Annotated in this window: 17 protein-coding genes; 4 read left to right on the top strand and 13 right to left on the bottom strand. The window is 72.9% G+C overall.

Annotated features, from left to right (window positions below; genetic code table 11):
- The first annotated feature begins 74 nt into the window (after positions 1 to 74).
- Positions 75 to 977: a hypothetical protein gene (locus ACFW3D_RS17225; RefSeq protein ID WP_500504958.1), complete on the top strand. Its 903-nt coding sequence runs from the start codon at positions 75 to 77 to the stop codon at positions 975 to 977.
- 6 nt (positions 978 to 983) lie between these two features.
- Here ACFW3D_RS17225 and ACFW3D_RS17220 read toward each other — a convergent pair whose 3' ends face one another.
- Genes ACFW3D_RS17220 through ACFW3D_RS17205 form a run of 4 tightly spaced genes read right to left on the bottom strand, consistent with a single transcriptional unit; the run spans position 984 to position 4150 of the window.
- Positions 984 to 2204, bottom strand: a complete 1221-nt coding sequence (locus ACFW3D_RS17220; RefSeq protein ID WP_500504957.1) for a PucR family transcriptional regulator — start codon at positions 2202 to 2204, stop codon at positions 984 to 986.
- A 50-nt stretch (positions 2205 to 2254) separates the two neighbouring features.
- Complete coding sequence (locus tag ACFW3D_RS17215; protein ID WP_500504956.1) at positions 2255 to 2563, bottom strand: AzlD domain-containing protein; 309 nt, start codon at positions 2561 to 2563, stop codon at positions 2255 to 2257.
- Positions 2560 to 3276 (bottom strand): AzlC family ABC transporter permease, encoded by a 717-nt coding sequence (locus ACFW3D_RS17210; protein ID WP_500505048.1) that lies wholly within the window; start codon positions 3274 to 3276, stop codon positions 2560 to 2562. Before ACFW3D_RS17210 ends, ACFW3D_RS17215 begins: the two co-directional genes overlap by 4 nt.
- A 25-nt stretch (positions 3277 to 3301) precedes the next feature.
- Entirely contained in the window at positions 3302 to 4150 is an 849-nt protein-coding gene (locus ACFW3D_RS17205; RefSeq protein ID WP_500504955.1) for an AraC family transcriptional regulator, read from the bottom strand.
- A 121-nt stretch (positions 4151 to 4271) separates the two neighbouring features.
- Between ACFW3D_RS17205 and ACFW3D_RS17200 the strand changes: the two genes are divergently transcribed.
- The 3 genes from ACFW3D_RS17200 to ACFW3D_RS17190 are packed head-to-tail and all read left to right on the top strand — an operon-like array spanning position 4272 to position 10670.
- Positions 4272 to 8981 (top strand): ATP-dependent helicase, encoded by a 4710-nt coding sequence (locus ACFW3D_RS17200; RefSeq protein WP_500504954.1) that lies wholly within the window; start codon positions 4272 to 4274, stop codon positions 8979 to 8981.
- Between the two features lie 28 nt (positions 8982 to 9009).
- Entirely contained in the window at positions 9010 to 9840 is an 831-nt protein-coding gene (locus tag ACFW3D_RS17195) for a DNA-formamidopyrimidine glycosylase family protein (RefSeq protein ID WP_500504953.1), read from the top strand.
- A gap of 32 nt (positions 9841 to 9872) precedes the next feature.
- Complete coding sequence (locus tag ACFW3D_RS17190) at positions 9873 to 10670, top strand: SDR family NAD(P)-dependent oxidoreductase (protein WP_500504952.1); 798 nt, start codon at positions 9873 to 9875, stop codon at positions 10668 to 10670.
- A gap of 568 nt (positions 10671 to 11238) precedes the next feature.
- On the opposite strand, the gene ACFW3D_RS17185 is transcribed toward ACFW3D_RS17190, so the two are convergent.
- The 9 genes from ACFW3D_RS17185 to ACFW3D_RS17145 all read right to left on the bottom strand — a co-directional run.
- Positions 11239 to 11709 carry a Dps family protein gene (locus tag ACFW3D_RS17185; RefSeq protein ID WP_500504951.1) on the bottom strand — a complete coding sequence of 157 codons (471 nt, stop codon included), beginning with the start codon at positions 11707 to 11709 and terminating at the stop codon, positions 11239 to 11241.
- Between the two features lie 162 nt (positions 11710 to 11871).
- Positions 11872 to 12255: a helix-turn-helix domain-containing protein gene (locus tag ACFW3D_RS17180; protein WP_089228334.1), complete on the bottom strand. Its 384-nt coding sequence runs from the start codon at positions 12253 to 12255 to the stop codon at positions 11872 to 11874.
- 94 nt (positions 12256 to 12349) lie between these two features.
- Positions 12350 to 12892, bottom strand: coding sequence for a CinA family protein (locus ACFW3D_RS17175; RefSeq protein ID WP_500504950.1), 543 nt, complete (start codon positions 12890 to 12892; stop codon positions 12350 to 12352).
- On the bottom strand, positions 12889 to 13635 hold the full coding sequence (pgsA, locus tag ACFW3D_RS17170; RefSeq protein WP_500504949.1) for a CDP-diacylglycerol--glycerol-3-phosphate 3-phosphatidyltransferase: 747 nt from the start codon (positions 13633 to 13635) through the stop codon (positions 12889 to 12891). Before pgsA ends, ACFW3D_RS17175 begins: the two co-directional genes overlap by 4 nt.
- On the bottom strand, positions 13632 to 15116 hold the full coding sequence (rimO, locus tag ACFW3D_RS17165) for a 30S ribosomal protein S12 methylthiotransferase RimO (protein ID WP_500504948.1): 1485 nt from the start codon (positions 15114 to 15116) through the stop codon (positions 13632 to 13634). Before rimO ends, pgsA begins: the two co-directional genes overlap by 4 nt.
- A gap of 114 nt (positions 15117 to 15230) precedes the next feature.
- Positions 15231 to 16031, bottom strand: a complete 801-nt coding sequence (locus tag ACFW3D_RS17160) for a helix-turn-helix domain-containing protein (RefSeq protein ID WP_500504947.1) — start codon at positions 16029 to 16031, stop codon at positions 15231 to 15233.
- A 220-nt stretch (positions 16032 to 16251) separates the two neighbouring features.
- Positions 16252 to 18888: a DNA translocase FtsK gene (locus tag ACFW3D_RS17155; RefSeq protein WP_500504946.1), complete on the bottom strand. Its 2637-nt coding sequence runs from the start codon at positions 18886 to 18888 to the stop codon at positions 16252 to 16254.
- A gap of 114 nt (positions 18889 to 19002) precedes the next feature.
- Positions 19003 to 19683, bottom strand: a complete 681-nt coding sequence (locus ACFW3D_RS17150; protein WP_499601980.1) for a response regulator — start codon at positions 19681 to 19683, stop codon at positions 19003 to 19005.
- Between the two features lie 318 nt (positions 19684 to 20001).
- A partial coding sequence (locus tag ACFW3D_RS17145; protein ID WP_500504945.1) for a HAMP domain-containing protein occupies positions 20002 to 23632 on the bottom strand: 3631 nt, incomplete at its 5' end.

Genomic DNA, 23632 nt, shown 5'->3' with positions numbered 1-23632 from the left:
CGCGTGGTCGCACGCCAGGGTGCTCCCTGCGCACTTCTGTGTGCAGAGTGCTTACGGAGGCCTACTGTGCGCACATGCCAGCAACCCCGCTAGAACGCGCCGAGCATTTCGTGTGGTTGACCGCACGCGTGCTCGAGCAGCGCAGGTTCGCGTACCACTTCAGGAACGGCCCGGCGGACGCGGTGGAGACCGCGCTGTCCGCCTACCGCAATGCCGATGACGGCTACGGCCACGCCCTCGACCCCGATCTGCGCGGCACGGTGAGTCAGCCGCTGCACGTGGCCCACGCGCTGCGCGTGCTCGACGAGATCGGCAGGTGCGGCGGCCAGCGCGCCGAGCGGATCTGCCGCTACGTGACGGCCGTGTCGACGCCGGAGGGCGCGTTGCCCGCGCTCCACCCCTCGTTGCGCGGCTTCCCGGTCGCGCCCTGGCTGCCGCTGGTGGACAGCCCGCCGGGCGACCTGCTGGCCACCGGGCCCGTGGTGGGCACCCTGCACCGCAACGAGGTGTGGCACGCCTGGCTGTTCCGGGCCACGGACTTCTGCTGGGCGGCGATCGAGACCCTGGACAAGGCCCATCCCGGCGAGGCCGTGGCCGCGATGGCGTTCCTGGACCACGCGCCCGATCGCGCGCGGGCCCGGGAGGCGGCCGCGCGGCTGGGCCGGATCGTGCGCGAGCAGCGGCTCGTCGTGCTGGACCCAGGGCGGCACGCGGAACACGTGTCGCCGTCCGGATCGCCGGACGGCGAGCACCGTTTCGCGTACGACTACGCGCGCAGCCCGGAGTCCCCGGCGCGGGAGTGGTTCACCGACGCCGAGATGGACCGCGCGCTGGAGTTCCTGGCGGACGGCCAGCAGGACGACGGCGGCTGGCCCGCTCGCCGGCCCGCGTGGGCGCCCGGGACTCTGCTGGAGTGGCGGCCCCTGGTCACCCTCGACGCGCTGCTCACCCTGCGCGCGTACGGGCGCCTCGGCTGAGCGCGCTCACCCGGCGGCGTCGCGCAGCAGCAGCGCGGCCAGCGCCAGGGCCGTGCCGTGCGGCGCGGCGAGGTCGAGCCCGGTGAGTTCGGAGATCCGGGCGAGCCGATTGTCGACGGTGTTGGGGTGCAGCCCCAACTGCCGGGCGGTGCTGCGGCGTTCCTGGCGGCTGCCGAGGTAGGTCCGCAGCGTCTCGACCAGGTCCTGGCGGTCGGCGATCGGGTCGAGCAGGGCGGCTATGCGCTCGCTGCTCTCGTCGCGCCGTGACAGGTGGTACTCCAGCAGTACGTCGTCGAGCCGGTGCACCCCCGGTGGCAGGCCCCCGGCGCGGGCCACCCGCAGCACCTCCGAGGCCGTACGGGCGGCGCCGGGGATGTCGCCGGGGCCGGCGGCCGTCACCGCGGCCAGCCGTACGTCCGGGGAACAGGCGCGGCGCAGCGGGGCGAGCAGCGCGTCGTCGCCACCCGGCGGGACCCGGTGAGCGGGGACGACGGCGTGGCCGCCGCTGTCGTCGAGCAGGGCCGGCACCTCGGTGCCGAAAGCGCGGTCGAGCGCGGCCTGGGCACGGCGCGGCCTGCGGTACGCGGCGGCAGCGGGACGTCCGGCGGCGTCCTCGGGCGGGAAGTGGAGGGCCAGCACGAGGGCGCCGTCCACGAGGCCCAGCCGCCCGGCGGGGAACCGTTCCGGCGGCAGGGACCCGTCCAGCAGCGCCCGCACCAGGGAGCGGCGTTCCTCACGGCGTTCGGCGGCGAGCGTGCTCTGCTCGTCCAGGTACGTCTCGGAGACGGCGCCGACGATGCCCTCCTGGATGCCGATGAGGACGTCGGCGAGTTCGGCGAGCGCGGCTTCCTCGCCGGGCCGTGCCACTTCGCGCAGTGCCCGCCACAGCACGGCGGTGCCGCGCAGATGGCTGCGCAGCACCAGGTGCAGGGGCAGCCCCTCCTCGGCGCGCTGGGCGGCGCGTTCCCTGAAGCGGTCGAAGTCGCCGCGCTCCGGCCGTTCGGCGGGAGTCCCGTGGACGACCCGGCGCAGGAAGAGCCGCAGACCGTGGCGCGCGGTGGCGGCGAGCTCACCCTCCTTGGCGTCGGCGGGCAGCTCGGCGTAGCCGGGGAGGTCGGTGAAGGCGCTCGTCGTCATGGAGCGGGCGATCTCGTTCACCTTGTGCTCGCAGCGCGCCGCGAGGGCGCGGGCCGCATCGGAGAGGAGCGGCAGGGTGTCGGCCGCCATCGTCCCACCCCTCTACTTGCGCATGTGTCGTGACGGGTCACACTAACCCGTCACAAGGTGACGGCCCGCAGCGCTCCGGTCACCACCACCGCCACGGCGACGACCACCAGGAAGGGGGCGCGCAGCACCAGGGCGACACCCGCCGCCGCGAGGCCCGCGGCGCGCGCGTCGAGCACCAGGCCGCGGCCGTCCCCGAAGGTCTGCAGCGCGGTGAGGGCCGCCAGCAGGGCGATGGGCAGCAGCGCGGCCAGCCTCCGTACGACGGGACGTTCCAGGAAGCCCGCGGGGACCGACAGGCCCAGCAGCTTCACGGCGTAGCAGCCGAAGGCCGTGACGCCCACGGCGATCCATGTGCTCAACGGTCGGCCTCCTTTCGGCCGGTCACGGCCAGGACGAGGGGCGCGGCCAGTGCCGCGACCAGGACGGGCACCCCGGCGGGGAGCAGCGGCAGGCACACCAGGGCGAGCGGTACGGCGAGGGCCGCCGTGGCCCGCTCGCGGCGGCCCCGCAGCATGGGGGCGAGCAACGCGAGGAAGACCGCCGGACCGGCCGCGTCCAGGCCCCAGTCGGCGGGGTCGCCGAGGGCGGCGGCGCCGAGCGCGCCCAGGAACGTGGTCAGGTTCCACAGCACGTAGAGGCTGGCGCCGGTGACCGTGAATCCCAGGCGGGCGCTCGCCCGGTCGGGCTGTGCCAGGGCGACGGCGGAGGTCTCGTCGATCACCCACTGCGCCGCGAAGGGGCGCACCCCGCGCGGGAGGCGCAGCAGTCCGGAGAGCCGCAGCCCGTAGAAGGCGTTGCGCACCCCGAGGAAGAACGCGCCGGCGGCGGCCGCGAGGGGGCTGCCGCCGGCGCCCAGGGCGCCTACGAGGGCGAATTGCGAGGCGCCGGTGAACACCAGCAGGCTGAGCGCGCAGGTCTGCAGCAGGCTCAGCCCGGCCCCGGCCGAGGTCACCCCGAAGGCGAAGCCGGACAGGCCGACGGCGACGCCCACGCCCAGGGCGTCGCGGACCACCGCGGAACGCGGCTTGGCGGACGGCGGTGGGTGCTGCTGCCGGGGCTGTCCGGCTTCCAGGGGTGCTGCGGTCACCCGTCCGACGCTAGGCCGCGCCCTCGGCGCCGTCTTGTACGTTCTTGCGCTCCCGTTGGTAGGCGCCCGGCGGCACCCCCACGATCCGAGTGAAGTGGCGGTTCAGATGGGGCTGGTCGGTGAAGCCCACGGCGACCGCGGCCTCGGCCGGAGTCGTCCCGTCGTCCAGCAGCCGCCGCGCGCGGCGGACCCGGGCGTCGGTGAGCCAGGCGTGCGGCGGCATGCCGTACAGGTCGCGGAAGCCGCGCAGCAGCGCGAAGGGGCTGGTGCCGAGGCCCGCCGCGAGCTCGGCCAGCGGCGGCGGGTCGGTGAGGCGCGCTTCCAGGATCTGCCGGGCGCGCTCGGCGTTGCGGGCGCCCGCGGTGAGTGGGGTGCGCTCGGGCAGCACTCCCCCGTGGCCGCGCAGCAGCCGGGCGATGGCGAGCCGCATCATGGTGTCGGCGGCGAGCGCGTTGCCCTGGTCGGTGGCTCGCAGCACCTGGGTGACCAGGTGCACCGCGTACGGGTCCTCGGCGACGGCCACGGCGAAGCCCGCCGTTCCTCGGATGGCCGTCGTTTCCGCCGCGACGGAGGCCACGACGTCCGTCCCGGGGTAGAGCACGCTGTACGTCCACCCCTCGGGCACCCCGGCGTGCCCGGTGTGCGCGGTGTCGGGGTTGATCAGCGCCACCGCCCCCGGCCCCGCCCGCTCGATCCTGCCGTGGTGGTGGAAGGCCTCGACGCCCTTGGTGATGCCGGCGATCACGAAGGACTCGTGCGTGTGCCGGACGAAGGTCTTGCGCACGTACCGCGCCCGCAGCAGATCGACGTCCGGCAACCCCGGGTGCCTCCAGAACCGCGCCCGCTCGTCCGACCCCATCCCCCCATTCTGCGCCGTGCCCGCCCCTCCCCCGCCGGTCCCCGCCCGGAAAGGGGGTGCGGGCGCGGAGCGCGGGCGGAGTGGGGGCGGTTTGTCAGTGCGGCGAGGCAGGATGGATGGCATGTCGCGACGGAGCACCGGTGGCACCCCGCAGGAGCAGGATCCCGCGGGGGCCCTCGACGCGTTCGCCCCCGCCACGCGCGCGTGGTTCACGGGGGCCTTCAGCGCGCCCACGGCCGCCCAGGCGGGGGCATGGCGGGCGATCGCCGGCGGGTCGGACGTGCTCGTGGTGGCCCCCACCGGTTCCGGGAAGACGCTGGCGGCGTTCCTGGCCGCCCTGGACCGGCTGGCGTCGACGCCGCCGCCCGCCGAGGCCAAGCGCCGCTGCCGCGTGCTGTACGTGTCGCCGCTGAAGGCGCTCGCCGTCGACGTCGAGCGCAATCTGCGCAGCCCGCTGACCGGGCTGCGGCACGAGTCCGTACGGCTGGGGCTGCCGGAGCCGGAGGTGCGGGTGGGGATCCGATCGGGCGACACCCCGGCCGCCGAGCGGCGCGCGCTCGCGACCCGGCCGCCGGACATCCTGATCACGACCCCCGAGTCGCTGTTCCTGATGCTGACCTCCTCGACCCGGGAGTCGCTGCGCGGCGTCGAGACCGTGATCCTGGACGAGGTCCACGCCGTCGCCGGGACGAAGCGCGGCGCGCACCTGGCGCTGTCGCTGGAGCGGCTGGACGAGCTGCTGGAGCGCCCCGCGCGGCGCATCGGTCTGTCGGCGACGGTCCGCCCGGTGGACGAGGTGGCCCGCTTCCTGTCGCCGCAGCGCAAGGTGACGGTCGTCCAGCCCCCGTCGCAGAAGGAGTTCGACCTGTCGGTGGTCGTCCCCGTCGAGGACCTGGGCGAGCTCGGTGGCTCTCCGGCCACCGAGGGCGACGACCCCCGGCCCTCGATCTGGCCGCACGTCGAGGAGCGCATCGCCGACCTGGTGCAGGATCACCGCTCCACCATCGTCTTCGCCAACTCACGCCGCCTGGCCGAGCGGTTGTGCAACCGGCTCAACGAGATCGCGTACGAGCGGGCCATGGGCGAGCCCCTGCCCGAGGGCGCGCCGCCCGCGGAGATCATGGCGCAGTCCGGCGCGGCGCACGGGGCGCCGCCGCTGCTGGCCAGGGCGCACCACGGCTCGGTCTCCAAGGAACAGCGCGCCCTGGTGGAGGAGGACCTCAAGGCAGGGCGGCTGCCGGCCGTCGTCGCCACGTCCAGCCTGGAGCTGGGCATCGACATGGGCGCGGTAGACCTGGTCGTCCAGGTCGAGTCGCCGCCCTCGGTGGCGTCCGGGCTGCAGCGCGTGGGCCGGGCCGGACACCAGGTGGGGGCGGTCTCGACGGGCGTGGTCTTCCCCAAGTACCGCGGTGACCTGGTGCAGTCGGCGGTCGTCACCGAGCGGATGCGGGAGGGCGCCATCGAGGCGCTGCGCGTCCCGGCCAACCCCTTGGACGTCCTGGCGCAGCAGTTGGTCGCGATGACGGCACTGGACACGTGGGACGTCGACGAACTGCTGGCGGTGGTGCGCCGGGCCGCGCCCTTCGCGGCGCTGCCGCACTCGGCGTTCACGGCGGTGCTGGACATGCTGGCCGGGCGCTATCCGTCCGACGCCTTCGCCGAACTGCGGCCGCGCGTGGTGTGGGACCGGGTGGCGAACACCGTGACGGGCCGGCCGGGCGCGCAGCGTCTGGCGGTGACCTCGGGCGGCACCATCCCCGACCGCGGGCTGTTCGGGGTGTTCCTGGCCGGCGCCGACCCGAAGAAGGGCGGCGGCCGGGTCGGCGAGCTGGACGAGGAGATGGTCTACGAGTCCCGGGTGGGCGATGTCTTCACCCTGGGCACGACCTCGTGGCGGATCGAGGACATCACCCGCGACCGGGTGCTGGTCTCGCCCGCCCCGGGTGTGCCGGGGCGGCTGCCGTTCTGGAAGGGCGACCAGCTGGGCCGTCCGCTCGAACTGGGCCGTGCTCTCGGCGCCTTCCTGCGCGAGGTCGCCGCCCTGGAGCCGGAGAAGGGCCGGGCACGACTGGCCGCGGCGGGCCTGGACCCGTGGGCCGTCGACAATGTGCTGGTCTACCTGGAGGAGCAGCGCAAGGCCTGCGGCCATGTGCCCGACGACCGCACCATCGTGGTGGAGCGCTTCCGTGACGAGCTGGGCGACTGGCGGGTGGTCGTCCACTCCCCCTTCGGCGCCCAGGTCCACGCCCCGTGGGCGCTCGCACTCGGCGCCCGGCTCGGTGAGCGGTACGGCTTCGACGCGCAGGTGATGCACGCCGACGACGGCATCGTGCTGCGCCTGCCGGACGCGGACCTGATGGGCCTGGACCTGCTGGACGTGGACCCGGCCCGGCAGGGCACCGAGTACGACGCCGACCAGTCACCGGTCGGCGCCGCCGACGTCGCCTTCGACAAAGGCGAGGTCGAGCAGCTCGTCACCGACCAGGTCGGCGGTTCCGCGCTGTTCGCGTCCCGGTTCCGGGAGTGCGCGGCCCGGGCGCTGCTGCTGCCCCGCCGCGACCCGGGCCGGCGCACCCCGTTGTGGCAGCAGCGCCAGCGGGCCGCCCAGCTGCTCCAGGTGGCCTCGGAGTTCGGTTCGTTCCCGATCGTGCTGGAGGCCGTCCGCGAGTGCCTGCAGGATGTCTTCGACGTCCCCGGGCTGGTCGAGCTGATGGGCGACATCGAGTCCCGCAAGGTCCGGCTGGTCGAGGTGACGACACCCGAGCCGTCGCCCTTCGCCAAGTCGCTGCTCTTCGGCTACGTGGCGCAGTTCCTCTACGAGGGCGACTCGCCGCTGGCCGAGCGGCGCGCCGCGGCGCTCTCACTGGACTCCCGGCTGCTGGCGGAACTCCTGGGCCAGGCCGAGCTGCGCGAGCTGCTCGACGCCGACGTCATGGTGGAGCTGGAGCGCGAGCTGCAGTGGCTCACCGAGGAGCGGCGGATCAAGGATCCCGAGGGCGTCGCCGACCTGCTGCGGGTGCTGGGCCCGCTGGACGACGCCGAGCTGGCCGCGCGCGGGGCGGAGCCGGGCTGGGCCGCCGGGCTGGAGGGCGCGCGCCGGGCGATCAGGGTCCGTGTCGCGGGCGTGGACCGCTGGGCCGCCGTGGAGGACGCCGGGCGGCTGCGGGACGCGCTCGGCACCGCGCTGCCGGTCGGTGTGCCGGAGGCCTTCACCGAGCCGGTCAAGGACCCCCTGGCGGATCTGCTGGCCCGCCACGCCCGGACGCACGGACCGTTCACCTCGGCCGAGGCGGCACGGCGCTTCGGTCTGGGCACCGCCGTCGCCGACGGCACCTTGCACCGGCTCGCGGCGTCCGGCCGGGTCGTGCAGGGCGAGTTCCGGCCCGGCGGCGCGGGCCACGAGTGGTGCGACGCCGGTGTGCTGCGGCGGCTGCGGCGGCGCTCGCTGGCGGCGCTGCGGCACGAACTGGAACCCGTGCCGCCGACCACCCTGGCCACCTTCCTGCCGCAGTGGCAGCACGTGGGCACGCACAGCCTGCGCGGCCTCGACGGACTGGTGCGGGCCGTGGAGCAGCTCCAGGGCGCCGCGGTCCCCGCCTCGGCGCTGGAGAAGCTCGTCCTGCCCGCCCGCGTGGCGGACTACACCCCGGCGATGCTGGACGAGCTCACGTCGGCGGGCGAGATCGTGTGGGCGGGGGCCGGCGCCCTGCAGGGCAAGGACGGCTGGGTGTCGCTGTACCTCGCCGACACCGCGCCCCTGCTGCTGCCGCAGCCGCAGCCCCTGGAGCTCTCCCCGGTTCACCGCGCGGTGCTGGACGGGCTCTCGGGCGGCTACGGGCTGTTCTTCCGGCAGATCTCCGAGCAGGTCCGCGCCGCCGGGCACGAGCTGTCCGATCCGGAACTGGCCGAGGTGGTCTGGGAGCTGGCCTGGTCGGGCCGGCTGACCAACGACACGCTCGCGCCCCTGCGCGCCCTGCTCGGCTCCGGCCGTACGGCGGGCTCCACCGCGCACCGGGCGCCGCGCGCGGTGCCCCGCGGCCGCTACGGCGCCTTCACGGCCCGAACCGGCCGGCCCGCGCCCAGGGTGACGGCCTCGCGGGGCGGACCGCCGACGACCGCCGGCCGCTGGTCCCTGGTGCCGGCCGCGGAGCCCGACGCGACGCACCGGGCGCACGCGCTCACCCACACCCTGCTCGACCGGCACGGCGTGGTCACCCGCGGCGCGGTGGCCGCCGAGGGCGTGGAGGGCGGCTTCTCCGCCGCGTACCGGGTGCTCTCGGCCTTCGAGGAGACCGGCCAGGCGCGCCGCGGCTACGTCGTGGAGGGGCTGGGCGCGGCGCAGTTCGCGATGGACGGTGCCGTGGACCGCCTGCGGGCCATCAGCAACGCCCGGGACCGCGAGGACGCCCGGCACGACAAGGCCCGCACCGTGGTGCTGGCGGCCGCCGACCCGGCCAACGCCTACGGTGCCGCCCTGCCCTGGCCCGAGCAGCCCCCCGGGGTCACCCACCGGCCCGGACGCAAGGCCGGGGCCCTGGTCGTCCTGGTCGACGGCGAGCTCACGCTGTACGTGGAGCGCGGCGGCAAGACGCTGCTGGCCTGGCCCGGCCCGTCCGGGACGGAGGGCGACGGGCGGGCAGGCGGCGGCGCGGACGAGGAGCGGTTGCAGGCGGCCGCCGACGCGCTCGCCCTGGCCGTGCGCGACGGGGCGCTCGGCCGGCTCACGGTGGAGCGCACCAACGGCGAGTCCGCCCTCACCTCGGTGCTCGGACGCGCCCTGGAGGCGGCCGGCTTCCATGCGACACCCCGCGGCCTGCGGCTGCGGGCCTGAACACGAACGACTGGGAACAGGGGGATCCGTGCCCGAGGGCGACACGATCTGGCTGGCCGCGCACCGGCTGCACTGGGCGCTCGCGGGGCACGTGCTGCTCCGCGCGGACCTGCGCGTCCCGCGCCTGGCGACGACCGACCTGTCGGGCCGCCACGTGGAGGAGGTCGTGGCCCGGGGCAAGCACCTGCTGATCCGGGTCGAGGGCGGGCTGACCCTCCACTCGCACCTGCGCATGGACGGTTCCTGGCAGTTGTACGCACCCGGCGAGCGCTGGCGGGGCGGCCCCGACCACCAGGTCCGGGCGGTCCTCGCCAATGCCGAGCGGGTCGCAGTCGGTTACCGGCTGCCCGTGCTGGAACTGCTGCGCACCGCTGAGGAGGACCGGGCCGTGGGCCATCTCGGCCCCGATCTGCTGGGCCCGGACTGGGATCCGCAGGAGGCGGTGCGCCGGCTGACCGCGGACCCGGCACGGCCGGTCGGGGACGCGCTGCTGGACCAGCGCAATCTCGCCGGCATAGGCAACGTCTACAAGTGCGAGCTCTGCTTCCTGCGCGGTGTCACGCCCTGGATGCCGGTCGGCGAGGTCCCCGAGCCCGAACAGGTCGTCGCGCTCGCCAGGAGGCTGCTGCAGGCCAACAAGACCCGGCACGGTCACATCACCACCGGCGACACCCGGCGCGGCCGGACGCACTGGGTGTACGGCCGCGGCCGGCACGACTGCCTGCGCTGCGGGACGGCTGTCCGCGTCGCCGAACTGGGGCCGCCCGGCCAGACCCGGGTGACGTACTGGTGCCCGCGCTGCCAGCGCGGCCCCGCTCCGGCGCCCACGTCCGCGTCCCCGCGCGGTCACATTGATTGACGGACCGTCAGATCCGGTCGTACCGTCGGCGCATGACCGTACCGGCGTACGACCTCACCGGGCGCACCGCCCTGGTCACCGGTGCCGCGAGCGGCATCGGCCGGGCCTCGGCGCTGCTGCTCGCCCAGGCCGGGGCCACCGTCGTCTGCGCGGACGTGGACGGGCCCGGCGCCCGGCACACCGCCGAACTCGCGGTGAAGGCCGGCGGCGCGGCGGAGGCCCACGCCGTGGACGTCACCGACCGCGCGCAGGTGGCGGACGCCGTCGCGGCCACCGTGGCCGCCCACGGGCGGCTGGACGTGCTGGCGGCCATCGCCGGCGTCATGCACTCCGGCACCGTCCTCGACACCGACGACGCCGACCTGGACCGGGTGCTGTCCGTGAACTTCAAGGGGGTGCTGCACTGCGCCCGCGAGGCGGCCCGCCCGATGGCGGATCGCGGTTCCGGCAGCATCGTCACCATGGCCTCCGGCGCCATCGACACCGGTGCGCGCGGGCTGCTCTGCTACAGCGTCTCCAAGGCCGCGGTCGTCCAGCTGACCCGGACCCTGGCCACGGAGCTGGGGCCGCGCGGGGTGCGGGCCAACGCCGTGGCGCCCGGCTTCGTCCGCACACCGATGACGAGCCACTACGGCACCGGCCCCGACGGCCGCTTCGACGAGCGCGCCCAGGCCCGCGCCGAGGAGGCGCTGGTGCGCGCCGCGCCCCTGGGCCGCGTCGGCGACCCCATGGACGTGGCGCACACCGTGCTGTTCCTGGCCTCCGACGCCTCAGCCTTCACGACGGGCCAGATCCTGCGCCCCAACGGGGGCGTCGTCATGCCCTGGTAGTGACTGACTTCGGGGTCCCGGGACTCTTCCCGGCAGCCCTCCCGCTGCCGGGTCCCCAATCTCACGGACGGCCGCCCGGGCGGCGGATGATGATCCCCGTGACCACCTCGCCGTGTGCAGGGGGACGATGCTGAGCCCCCAGCCACCGGCGACGACCAGGCCCTCGAAGGAGCCTGCCTGCGCGGGCTGGACGATGAGCCTCAGCAGGGCCCACCACCACACCACACCCGCGACGAAAGCGATCGCCCAGCGGACCGGCCGCCGGGCCCACAGCTCGTGAAACAGGCGGAGAACATGCATGGCCGCCTCCTTCGGAGCCCCGAGGTTGCGGCGGGAATCACCAGGGACCCGGTCCCGGGCTTTCCCCGTACACAGGTGCGATCCCCTTCCGGCAAGATCTCTAGACCTCAGCCGCCCCACCCCGCACAACGTTCACCCGGAAGGAGGACATGTACGGCTACTACCTGCGACATTCTCCGGCCCGAGGGCAACCCACGGCGACCGCGCCCCGGGGCGACCGCCGACGTTCCGCCCGTCCGGTCGGCACTCTCCGCCGGCCCGGACGGGCCTAGACGTTCTCCGCCTGGAACATCCAGTGGTGCTTCTCGAGCTCGGCGGCGAGGCCGATCAGGATGTCCTGGCTCACCGGGTCGGGCTTCTCGGTCGTCCCGATCCCCTCGCGCACCCGCCTGATCACGGCGTCCAGCGCCGCGATCATGATCGCGACCACCTTCTCGTCCTTGATCCAGCCGTCCGGCACCTCGTCGATCCTGCTGCTCTTGGACACCGTCCCGGCGCGCCCGTCCGGCGTCACCCCGATCGCGGCCGCGCGTTCGGCGACGGTGTCGGCGTAGGTCCGCGCGGTGGTCACCACCTCGTCGAGCTGGAGGTGGACCGACCGGAACCGCGCCCCGACCACGTTCCAGTGCACCTGCTTGGCGACGAGCGACAGGTCGATGAGGTCGCTGAGGGTGTGCTGCAGGGCCTCGCCCACGATCTTGCGGTCGGCCTCGGGCAGCGTGCTCTTCACGACGGTCATGCTGCTCCCTCCTCGGGAAGTGCCTGGCGTCGCGGGACCACCTCCGGAGCGGACCCGCCACAGGGGCGCCTTCCCCGGATCCGCGGACCAAACGCGGACACGCCGAAGCCCCGGCCGGTTGTCCACCGGCCGGGGCCACGGTTCGGAACTGCTTGGTGTCGCTCAGGCCGCGACGACGTCCACGGCCTCGGTGGGCGCCTTCGGCGCCTTGATGGTGACCCGCTCGTCCGGACCTGACGGTACGGACGGAACCGCGCCCAGCAGCGGCCGCATAGGCGCGGCTGCCGACTCGACAGCAGCCGACTCGGCGAGTTCGGCAAGCGCCAGATCGTCGCTGACCTCCCGCATCACCTCGGACATCGGGACGTCCAAGGCGTCACAGATCGCGGAGAGCAGTTCGGAGGAAGCCTCCTTCTGCCCTCGTTCGACCTCCGACAGATAGCCCAGGGAGACCCGGGCGGATGAGGAGACCTCACGCAGGGTGCGGCCCTGACGCTGGCGCTGCCGACGCAGCACGTCACCGAGCAGGCGACGGAGCAGAATCATCGGTGGCTCCCTCCTCGGACCGCGAATTCGCAACCTTCTTGCCCCACCGTACCGCCTCCGACACCGGCCGTGCGGGGAGCGATGACGTGTTCACTCAGGGCTGCAAACATCCCTTCCCCCCGCTCTCTTCCCTACCCTTCGCCGTCGGGGATTCGTCGGGTGTTCCCCGGCCCGTCAGAAGCGTCTGCTGCAAGAGGGTCAGAACGGCGTTCACGGTGGTGGTACGGATCTCGGCACGGTCGCCGTTCAATTGCAGTCTCTCGCACCACGCGCCGGTCGGCCCGGCGACCGCCACGTAGACCGTGCCGACGGGCTGTCCGTCCTGCGGGTCGGGGCCGGCGACACCGGTGGTGGCCAGCCCCCAGTCGGCGCGCAGCACGCGCCGCACGCCCTCCGCCATCCCCCGCGCGACGTCGGGGTCGACGGCCCCGCGTTCGGCCAGCAGCGTGCCGTCCACGCCCAGCAGGTCCCGCTTCAGTTCGGTGGCGTACGCGGTCACCGAGCCGCGGAAGGACCTGGACGCGCCCGGTACCGAGGTCAGCTCCGCCGCCACCAGGCCGCCGGTCAGGGACTCGGCGACGGCCAGCCACTGCTGCCGTGCCTCCAGCAGTCCCAGGACCTCGGCGGCGGCGTTCACGCGCCCTGTCCCTGCTCCTCCGGGAACGCCGGCGGAACGTCCTCGGCGAGCTCCGGGAGCTCCCCCTCCGGCTCGTCCGCCCCCTCGCGCGCCTGGCGCACGGCGGCCGTGCGCTGCGCGGCGAGCCCGGCCCGGCGCATGACGACCGCCTGGCGCACGTAGTCCAGACCCGTCACGACCGTGAGCACCACCGCGGCGCCCATCAGCACCGCCCGCAACGTCGCCAGCGGCCCGGTGAGGACCAGGATGTACATGCCGACGGCGACGCCCTGGGTGAGCGTCTTCAGCTTGCCGCCGCGGCTGGCCGGGATGACGCCCCAGCGGATCACCCAGAACCGCATCAGCGTGATGCCCAGCTCACGGAAGAGGATCACCGCGGTGACCCACCAGGGCAGGTCGCCGAGGGCGGAGAGCCCGATCAGCGCGGCGCCCATGATCGCCTTGTCGGCGATCGGGTCGGCGATCTTGCCGAAGTCGGTGACCAGCCCGTAGCGCCGGGCCAGCTCGCCGTCGAAGAGGTCGGTGATCATCGCGACGGCGAACGCCGCCCACGCGAAGGAGCGCCACGCCGGGTCGTGGCCGTCGTCGTGCACGAGCAGCACGACGAAGCCCGGCACCAGCAGGAGCCGCACCATCGTCAGGACGTTGGCGATGTTCCACAGCGAAGGCCGCCGGACCGCGGCCGCCGGGACGGCGGGAACGGACCGGTGGTCGCCGGCGGCGGACGCCGGGACTCCCGTCATCTGTGGGCCTCCTCCGTCGTGCCGAGCGGCTCCGCGACGAGGTCGACGCCTTCGGTGTCCACCACCTTCGCCGCCACGAACGTTCCGGGCACCAGGCCCGCGTGGGAGGTCAGGACGACCTGGCCGTCGGTCTCCGGCGCCTGGTGGGCACCGCGGCCGACCGCCCCCTCCTCCTCGTCGACGGACTCGACCAGCACGTGCACCGTCGAGCCCAGCCGCTCCTCGGCACGCTGCGCGGTCAGCTCCTCGGCCAGCCGGGACACCCGCGCCAGCCGCTCGGCGACCACGTCCTCGTCGAGTTTGTCCTCGTAGCCGGCCGCCTCCGTGCCCTCCTCGTCGGAGTAGCCGAAGACGCCGATGGCGTCCAGCCGGGCGGCGCCCAGGAAGCGCTCCAGCTCCTCCAGGTCCGCCTCCGACTCGCCCGGGAAGCCGACGATGAAGTTGGAGCGGACCCCGGCCTCCGGCGCCTTGGAGCGGATGGTGTCCAGCAGCTCCAGGAAGCGCTCGGTGTCGCCGAAGCGGCGCATCGCGCGCAGCACCCCGGGGGCGGAGTGCTGGAAGGACAGGTCGAAGTACGGCGCGACCTTAGGCGTCGAGGTCAGCACGTCGATCAGGCCCGGGCGCATCTCGGCGGGCTGCAGGTAGCTGACCCGGATCCGCTCGATGCCGTCGACGGCGGCCAGCTCCGGCAGCAGCGTCTCCAGCAGCCGGATGTCGCCGAGGTCCTTGCCGTACGAGGTGTTGTTCTCGCTGACCAGCATGACCTCCTTGACGCCCTGCTCGGCCAGCCAGCGCGTCTCGCCGAGCACGTCCGAGGGACGGCGGGAGATGAACGAACCCCGGAAGGACGGGATGGCGCAGAAGGAGCACCGGCGGTCGCAGCCGGAGGCCAGCTTCACCGAGGCGACCGGGCTGCTGTCCAGACGGCGGCGGAGCGGGGCGCGCGGGCCGGAGGCGGGTGCGACGCCCTCGGGCAGGTCCTCGGGGGCGGGGGCGGGCACCTCGGCGGCCTGTGCGTGACCGGGCAGCGCCACCTCGCCCGCCGCCTGCCGGTCGGCCGGGCTGATCGGCAGCAGCTTGCGGCGGTCCCGCGGGGTGTGCGAGGCGTGGACGCCGCCGGAGAGGATCGTCTGCAGCCGGTCGGAGATGTTCGCGTAGTCGTCGAAGCCGAGCACGCCGTCCGCCTCGGGCAGGGCCTCGGCCAGCTCCTTGCCGTAGCGCTCGGCCATGCAGCCGACCGCGACGACGGCCTGGGTGCGGCCTTGGCCCTTGAGGTCGTTGGCCTCCAGCAGGGCGTCGACGGAGTCCTTCTTGGCGGCCTCTACGAAGCCACAGGTGTTCACGACGGCCACGTCGGCGGCGGCGGCGTCCTCGACGAGCTGCCACCCGTCCGCCGCCAGCCGGCCGGCGAGCTCCTCGGAATCCACCTCGTTACGGGCGCAGCCGAGCGTGACAAGAGCGACGGTACGGGGTTCGGACATAGGCTCAGCCTACTTTGTCCCTGACGGGGCTCCGACGCACAGCGGCGCCCGGCGCCGGGACGGGTGTCCCGCGCCGGGCGCCGCCGTGTCGGTGCGCGCCCGTGGAACCGGACGTCACCCCGCTTCCGGGTCGCCGGGGGTGAAGGTGAGGCGCTGGACCTGACCGGGGTCGCCGGCGGGGCCGAGGTCCTTGCCGTTGACGAAGAGGTTGACCGCGCCCGCGTTGCCGATGATGAGGTTGATCTTGCTCTTGTCGGTGAAGGTCTTGGAGTCGCCCGGCTCCAGGCTGCCCTGGAAGAGCTGCCTTCCGTTGCTGTCCACCGCCTGGATCCAGCTCTTGGCGTCCGGGGCGGTGAGTTTGACGGTGACCTTGTCGGCCGGTGCGGCGGCGATCGCGCTGTCGGACTCCTCGGGCCTCGGCGCGGTGCTCGTGGGGTTGCCGGACGGCTTGGCCGCCGGGCTCGCCGCACTCGGCTTGCCGGCCACCGGCTGCTTGCCGCCGCCGTCGCCACCGCTGAAGAGGGTGAACCCGACGAAGCCGACGACGGCGACGATCGCCGCCACCATGGCGGCGGTCCAGTTGGGGCGGCGCGGCTCGGACCGCATCCGCTCCGCCTCGTAGAGCGGCGCCACGGGGGTCGGGGCGGGGGCACTGCCGTGCTCCGCCGAGAACTGCTCGATCAGGGCCTCGGGATCGAGGCCCACGGCGCGGGCGATCGCCCGGATGTGACCGCGGGCGTACACGTCGCCGCCGCAGCGGGAGAAATCGTCCTGCTCGATCGCGTGCACGATGGGCGCGCGCACACGCGTTGTGGTACTGACCTCGTCGACGGTCAGACCCGCGGCGACGCGGGCCTGGGCGAGGGCACGACCGACCGGGATCCGGTCGTCGGGGGGCGGGTTGCCGATGGACACGGGGGCGCCTTTCGAGCGTGTAGCCACCTGCTGGAGACTCAGTCTAGGGGGGTGTGCAAAAGGACGGGCAAGCGGGCGGGCGTTGTTTGTCCGCCATCAGGATTGCCGTCTTTCGCGGCGCCGATGACAGTCGGCCATACGCCTTCCCCCTGCATTAACTTGACGTGCGGGCAGGAGCAACGGTTGCGCCCGGCCCACTTACGAGTGAGCCACGGAATGGCTACGATCCGGCTTCGCCGCGGAGCACGGCGAGCACTCCGTCCATCTCGTCCGGCTTGACCAGTACGTCACGCGCCTTCGACCCCTCGCTGGGGCCGACGATTCCGCGCGATTCCATCAGGTCCATGAGCCTGCCCGCTTTCGCGAATCCGACACGCAATTTGCGCTGAAGCATCGAAGTCGAGCCGAATTGCGTGGAGACGACCAGTTCCGCGGCCTGGCACAACAGGTCCAGGTCGTCGCCGATCTCCTCGTCGATCTCCTTCTTCGGTCCCGTGCCGACGACCACGTCATCACGGTAGGCGGGCGTCAACTGCGCCTTGCAGTGGGCGACGAGGGCGTGGATCTCCTCTTCCGTGACGAAGGCGCCCTGCATGCGGACCGGCTTGTTCGCGCCCATCGGAAGGAACAGGCCGTCACCCTTGCCGATCAGCTTCTCGGCGCCGGCCTGGTCGAGGATGACCCGGCTGTCGGCGAGGGAAGAGGTCGCGAAGGCCAGCCGGGAGGGCACGTTGGCCTTGATGAGACCCGTCACGACGTCGACGCTGGGCCGCTGGGTGGCCAGCACCAGGTGGATGCCGGCGGCCCGGGCGAGCTGGGTGATGCGGACGATCGCGTCCTCCACGTCCCGCGGCGCGACCATCATCAGGTCGGCGAGCTCGTCCACGATCACCAGCAGGTAGGGGTACGGCGCCAGCTCCCGTTCGCTGCCCTCCGGCGGCTTCGCCTTGCCGCTGCGCACCGCCGCGTTGAAGTCGTCGATGTGCCGGAAACCGTATGCGGCCAGGTCGTCGTAGCGCAGGTCCATCTCGCGCACGACCCATTGCAGCGCCTCGGCCGCCCGCTTGGGGTTGGTGATGATCGGGGTGATGAGGTGCGGGATGCCCTCGTACGCGGTCAGCTCGACGCGCTTGGGGTCGACCAGCACCATCCGCACCTCGTCGGGCGTGGCACGCGCCAGGATCGAGGTGATCAGGCAGTTGATGCAGGAGGACTTGCCGGACCCGGTGGCGCCGGCGACGAGGATGTGCGGCATGCGCGCGAGGTTGGCCATGACGTAGCCGCCCTCGACGTCCTTGCCGAGGCCCACCGTCATCGGGTGCTCCTCGCCGGCGGCGTCCGCCGAGCGCAGCACGTCGCCGAGGTTGACCATCTCCCGGTCGCTGTTGGGGATCTCGATGCCGACCGCCGACTTGCCGGGGATCGGGCTGATGATCCGTACGTCCGGACTGGCCACGGCGTACGCGATGTTCTTGGCCAGCGCCGTGATCCGCTCGACCTTGACGGCCTGGCCGAGTTCCACCTCGTAGCGGGTCACTGTCGGTCCGCGGGTGAACCCGGTGACCCGCGCGTCGACCTTGAACTGCGAGAAGACGCTCGTCAGCGACTCGACCACGGCGTCGTTGGCGGCGCTGCGGGTGCGTCCGGGGCCGCCGCGCTCCAGCAGGTCCAGGGACGGCAGGCCGTAGGTGATGTCGCCGGACAGCTGGAGCTGCTCCGCGCGCGGCGGCAGCGCCGCGCCCTGCTCGGGCGCCGCGGCCTTGGTCAGGTCGGGCACGGAGGGGCCCGCGGTGTCCTCGGTGACGCCTTCCTCACCGGTCTCCCGGGCCGGCGGCAGGGAGTGGCTGACGAGGTCCGCGACGAGCGAGGAGCCGGGCACGCCGTAGGTGAGGGCGCCGTCGAGGTCGGCGGCCACGCCGTAGGCGAGGTCGACCGCGTCCAGGCCGTCGCCGGGCGTGAGATCGGGCAGGTCCGTCTGCTCCTGGCGGCGCCTGGTGCGGCGGCGCGGCTTCTCTCCGCCGTCCCGGGGGCCGGTCTCCTCCTCCAGCAGGTCGCTGAAGGGCACGGCGTCGTCCTCGGCGCCGGTGGTGCCCTGCTCCTCCACCAGGCCCAGCCGGATGCCGAGTTCGCGCAACCTCCGGGGGATGGCGTTGACCGGGGTCGCGGTGGTGACCAGCAGCCCGAAGAAGGTGAGCAGCGCCAGCAGCGCCACCGCCAGCGGTGCGCCCACGGTGTAGTCGAGCGGCGCGGACGCCGCCCAGCCGATCAGTCCGCCCGCGTCGCGGATGGCGTCGGCGCCCTGGCTGCGGCCGGGGGAACCGCAGCCGATGTGCACCAGGCCCAGCACGCCGACGCTGAGGGTGGTCAGGCCGATGACGATGCGCCCGTTGGCATCGGACTTCTGCGGATGGCGCATCAGCCGCCACACGATGGCGCCGACGAGGAACGGCACGAGCAGGTCCAGCCGCCCGAACAGCCCGGTGATCAGTATCTCGACGAGGTCGCCCACCGGGCCGCGCAGGTCCGACCAGGTGCCGGTGGCCACGACCAGCGCGAGACCGAACAGCAGCAGCGCCAGGCCGTCCTTGCGGTGCGCCGGGTCGAGCCCGCGCGCGCCGCGCCCCACGCCGCGGAAGAGGGCGCCCACGGTGTGCGCCAGGCCGAGCCACACCGCCCGCGCGAGCTTGTACACGCCCCCGGTCGGGGACGGTGCGGGCTTCGACGCGGGTTTGGCCGCCGCCGCCTTGGCAGGCGGCTTCTTGGCCACCGCCTTCTTCGCGGGGGCCTTCTTCGCCGCGGGCTTGGCCGCAGGTTTGGCGGCAGCCTTCTTGGCGGTGCCGGACGTACGTGAGGCCATGATGGTGAGGTTACCGTTCCGCCCCGCGCACGACACGCGTGGCCACGCATACCGCCATTCGTGTCGTGCCCCTGGTGCGCCAAGGATGACCCTGCATCAACTGGCGCACATGCTTCACTCTTGCGGGGGAATCTTCTTGTCGCCGCCGCCCGTGCCCGGTTCCAGCGCGTCCAGCGCGCGGCGCAGCCCGGTCAGCTTGCGCTCCAGGTGCGCGGCCGTGGCCACCGCCGCCGCGTCGGCGGACTCGTCGAGCTGCTTGGACAGCGCCTCCGCCTGCTCCTCGACGGCGGCGAGCCGCGCGGAGAGCTCGGCGAGCAGGCCCACGGGCTCCTTGGCGCCGTTGCCGCCGGAGCGGGCGCCCTGTTCCAGCTGCAGCCGCAGCAGGGCGGCCTGCTCGCGCAACTGGCAGTTCTTCATGTAGAGCTCGACGAAGACCGAGACCTTGGCGCGCAGCACCCACGGGTCGAAGGGCTTGGAGATGTAGTCCACCGCGCCTGCCGCGTAGCCGCGGAAGGTGTGGTGCGGCCCGTGGTTGATGGCCGTCAGGAAGATGATCGGGATGTCGCGGGTGCGCTCGCGCCGCTTGATGTGCGCCGCGGTCTCGAACCCGTCCATGCCCGGCATCTGGACGTCGAGCAGGATCACCGCGAAGTCGTCGGTCAGCAGCGCCTTGAGCGCTTCCTCCCCGGACGATGCCCGCACCAGGGTCTGATCGAGCGCGGAGAGGATGGCCTCCAGCGCCAGCAGATTCTCCGGCCGGTCATCGACCAGGAGGATCTTGGCCTTCTGCACCATGGCCCGCCCTCCTCGCCCCGGCACTGCACCGGTCGCCGCCCCCATGGACGACTCCTGAGCGCCGCCCGTCCTTGTGCCGGTCATGGTAGCCGCACCCCGCTGTCCGCCACACCCTGTCACCGCCATGTCACTGCGCACGTAGCAGAAACGCAAGCGGAGACCAGAAGGTTCCCAGAATCCCGCACTCTCACACCTCTTCACACACGCCGAGTCATGGACGTTCACCGTCCGTTGAACGCCCGGTCACCCAACGTCGTGCCCGAGGAAGTGCCCCACGAGCCGCCCCACGAGCCGCCCCACGAGCCGCCCGACGCGGCGTCACCTGGACTGCATCCACTGCTCCATCACCGCGAGGAGGTGGTCGGTGTCCACCGGCTTGGCGACGTAGTCGGACGCCCCGGACTCGATGCTCTTCTCCCGGTCGCCCTTCATCGCCTTCGCCGTCAGCGCGATGATCGGCAGCCCGGCGAACTGGGGCATCCTGCGGATCGCGGCCGTGGTCGCGTAACCGTCCATCTCGGGCATCATGATGTCCATCAGGACCACCGCGACGTCGTCGTGCTGCTCCAGGACCTCGATCCCCTCCCGGCCGTTCTCGGCGTACAGCACCGTCAGTCCGTGCTGCTCCAGCACGCTGGTGAGGGCGAAGACGTTGCGGATGTCGTCGTCGACGATGAGCACCTTCTCACCGTTGAACCCGCCCGCGAAGCCGGTGTAGGCGTCGCTGTGCGCGCCCTCCACCCATGACTCGGGCAGCGTGGTGCGTTCCACCGGTCCGGCGGCCGCCGCGGGCCGCTGCGCCGCCGAACGCCTGCGAAGCCGGGCCAGGCTGCTGCCCGCGCCCCGGCCGCGCACCGCCACGTGGCCGTGCGCCGGGGCGTGCAGCGGCTCGGCCGGCGCTCCCTCCAGTTCCGCGGCCTCGCCGCCGGGGAGCTGCGGGTAGCCCTGGGGCGGCAGTTCGGTGGTGTTGAGCGGCAGGTAGAGGGTGAAGGTCGAGCCCCGGCCGGGCTGGCTGTCGGCGTGGATCTCACCGCCGAGCAGCCGGGCGATCTCCCGGCTGATGGACAGGCCCAGGCCCGTACCGCCGTACTTGCGGCTGGTGGTGCCGTCCGCCTGCTTGAACGCCTCGAAGATGACCCGCATCTTGCTCGCCGCGATGCCGATGCCCGTGTCGGTCACCGAGAAGGCGATCAGCGGCTCGTCCGCGCCCCGCAGCGAGCCGGACTCCAGCAACTGCTCCCGGATCGCCTGCGGCACGTCGGGACCGGCCGGGCGGATGACCAGTTCGACCGAACCGCTGTCGGTGAACTTCACCGCGTTCGACAGCAGGTTGCGCAGCACCTGCAGCAGCCGCTGCTCGTCGGTGTGGAGCGTGGCGGGGAGCTCCGGCGAGACCCGCACCGAGAAGTCCAGGCCCTTCTCCGCGGTCAGCGGGCGGAAGGTCGCCTCCACGTAGTCGACCAGCTGGACCAGGGCGATGCGGGTCGGGCTGACATCCATCTTGCCCGCCTCGACCTTGGACAGGTCCAGGATGTCGTTGATGAGCTGCAGCAGGTCGGAGCCGGCGCCGTGGATCGTCTCGGCGAACTCGACCTGCTTCGGGGAGAGGTTCCCCTCGGCGTTGTCCGCGAGCAGCTTGGCCAGGATGAGCAGCGAGTTGAGCGGGGTGCGCAGCTCGTGCGACATGTTGGCCAGGAACTCGGACTTGTAGCGCATCGAGACGGCCAGCTGCTCGGCGCGCTCCTCCAGGACCTGCCGGGCCTCCTCAATCTCGGTGTTCTTCACCTCGATGTCCCGGTTCTGGCGGGCCAGCAGCTCCGCCTTCTCCTCCAGCTCCGTGTTGGACATCTCCAGCTGCTTCTGCCGGTTCTCCAGCTCCGCCGAGCGCTCCCGCAGCTGCTCGGTCAGCTCCTGCGACTGCTCCAGCAGGTACTCGGTCTTGGTGTTCACGCTGATGGTGTTCACGCTGACCGCGATCATGTCGGTGATCTGGCCGAGGAAGTCCTTCTGGATCTGCGTCAGAGGCTGGAAGGAGGCCAGCTCCATCACACCGAGCACCCGGTCCTCGAACACCACCGGCAGCACGATGACGTGGGCCGGCGGCGCCTCGCCGAGACCGGAGGAGATCCTCAGGTAGCCCGGCGGTACGTCCTCCACCAGGATCGAGCGCTTCTCGACGGCGGCCGTGCCGATCAGGCCCTCGCCGGGCAGGAACACCGTCGGCATCGTCCGCTTGGAGAAGCCGTACGAACCGCTCAGCCGCAGCTCGTAGCCCTCGTCGATCTCCTCGCCGCCGGAGGGCTCCTCCGCGATGAAGAAGGCGCCGTGCTGGGCGGAGACCACGGGGGTCAGTTCGCTCATGATGAGCGCCGCCACGTCGTTGAGGTCGCGGCGGCCCTGCATCAGACCGGAGATGCGGGCGAGGTTGCCCTTGAGCCAGTCCTGCTCCTTGTTGGCGAGCGTGGTCTCGCGGAGTCGGACGATCATGGTGTTGATGTAGTCCTGGAGTTCCAGGATCTCGCCCGCCGCGTCCACGTCCGTGCGGATGTTGAGGTCGCCGCGGGTCACCGCGGTGGCCACCTGGGCGATGTTGCGCACCTGACGGGTCAGGTTGTTCGCCATCAGGTTCACCGACTCGGTGAGGTCCTTCCAGATGCCGGAGACGCCCGGCACGCGCGCCTGACCGCCCAGGCGGCCCTCGGTGCCCACCTCACGGGCCACCCGCGTCACCTGGTCACCGAAGGCCGACAGCTGGTCGACCATCGTGTTGATGGTGGTCTTCAGCTCCAGGATCTCGCCGTGCGCGTCGACGTCGATCTTCTTGGACAGGTCACCACGGGCGACCGCCGTGGTCACCATGGCGATGTTGCGGACCTGGCCGGTCAGGTTGGAGGCCATGTTGTTCACCGACTCGGTGAGGTCCTTCCACGAGCCGGACACGCCCGGCACGCGCGCCTGACCGCCGAGGATGCCGTCGGTGCCCACCTCGCGGGCCACCCGGGTCACCTCGTCACCGAAGGCGGAGAGCGTGTCGACCATCGTGTTGATGGTCTCGGCGAGCGTGGCGACCTCGCCGCGCGCCTCGACGGTGATCTTCTTGGTGAGGTCGCCGTTGGCGACGGCGGTGGCGACGGAGGAGATCGAACGCACCTGGCCGGTCAGGTTGTTGGCCATCAGGTTGACGTTGTCGGTCAGGTCCTTCCAGATGCCGGAGACGTCCCGCACCCGCGCCTGGCCGCCCAGCTGGCCCTCGGTGCCCACCTCGCGGGCCACCCGGGTCACCTCGTCGGCGAACGCGGAGAGCTGGTCGACCATCGTGTTGACGGTGGTGACCAGGGCGAGGATCTCGCCCTTGGCGTCGACGGTGATCTTCTTGGACAGGTCGCCCTGGGCGACCGCGGTGGTGACCTCGGCGATGTTGCGGACCTGCATGGTGAGGTTGTTCGCCATGAAGTTGACGGACTGCGTCAGGTCCTTCCAGGTGCCCGACACGCCCTTCACCTCGGCCTGGCCGCCCAGGATGCCCTCGGTGCCCACCTCGCGGGCCACCCGCGTCACCTGCTCCGCGAACGAGGAGAGCTGGTCGACCATCGTGTTGAGGACGTTCTTCAGCTCCAGGATCTCGCCGCGCGCGTCGACGTCGATCTTCTGGGAGAGGTCACCGCGGGCCACCGCGGTGGCCACCTGCGCGATGTTGCGGACCTGCGCGGTCAGGTTGCCCGCCATGCCGTTCACGGAGTCGGTGAGGTCGCGCCACACGCCGGCCACGCCCGGCACCTGCGCCTGGCCGCCGAGCCGGCCCTCGGTGCCCACCTCGCGGGCCACCCGCGTCACCTGCTCCGCGAACGAGGACAGCTGGTCGACCATCGTGTTGATGGTGTTCTTCAGCTCCAGGATCTCGCCGCGCGCGTCGACGTCGACCTTCTGGGAGAGGTCACCGCGGGCCACC

The organism is Streptomyces sp. NPDC058864 (assembly GCF_042742985.1).
Lineage (GTDB): Bacteria > Actinomycetota > Actinomycetes > Streptomycetales > Streptomycetaceae > Actinacidiphila.
This window is presented reverse-complemented; position numbering and strand designations above follow the sequence as displayed.

Coding starts and splice junctions, on each gene's coding strand:
- ACFW3D_RS17225 (WP_500504958.1), top strand. CDS start 75: ATGCCAGCAACCCCGCTAGAACGCGCCGAGCATTTCGTGTGGTTGACC.
- ACFW3D_RS17220 (WP_500504957.1), bottom strand. CDS start 2,204: ATGGCGGCCGACACCCTGCCGCTCCTCTCCGATGCGGCCCGCGCCCTC.
- ACFW3D_RS17205 (WP_500504955.1), bottom strand. CDS start 4,150: ATGGGGTCGGACGAGCGGGCGCGGTTCTGGAGGCACCCGGGGTTGCCG.
- ACFW3D_RS17200 (WP_500504954.1), top strand. CDS start 4,272: ATGTCGCGACGGAGCACCGGTGGCACCCCGCAGGAGCAGGATCCCGCG.
- ACFW3D_RS17190 (WP_500504952.1), top strand. CDS start 9,873: ATGACCGTACCGGCGTACGACCTCACCGGGCGCACCGCCCTGGTCACC.
- ACFW3D_RS17185 (WP_500504951.1), bottom strand. CDS start 11,709: ATGACCGTCGTGAAGAGCACGCTGCCCGAGGCCGACCGCAAGATCGTG.
- ACFW3D_RS17180 (WP_089228334.1), bottom strand. CDS start 12,255: ATGATTCTGCTCCGTCGCCTGCTCGGTGACGTGCTGCGTCGGCAGCGC.
- pgsA (WP_500504949.1), bottom strand. CDS start 13,635: ATGACGGGAGTCCCGGCGTCCGCCGCCGGCGACCACCGGTCCGTTCCC.
- rimO (WP_500504948.1), bottom strand. CDS start 15,116: ATGTCCGAACCCCGTACCGTCGCTCTTGTCACGCTCGGCTGCGCCCGT.
- ACFW3D_RS17155 (WP_500504946.1), bottom strand. CDS start 18,888: ATGGCCTCACGTACGTCCGGCACCGCCAAGAAGGCTGCCGCCAAACCT.
- ACFW3D_RS17150 (WP_499601980.1), bottom strand. CDS start 19,683: ATGGTGCAGAAGGCCAAGATCCTCCTGGTCGATGACCGGCCGGAGAAT.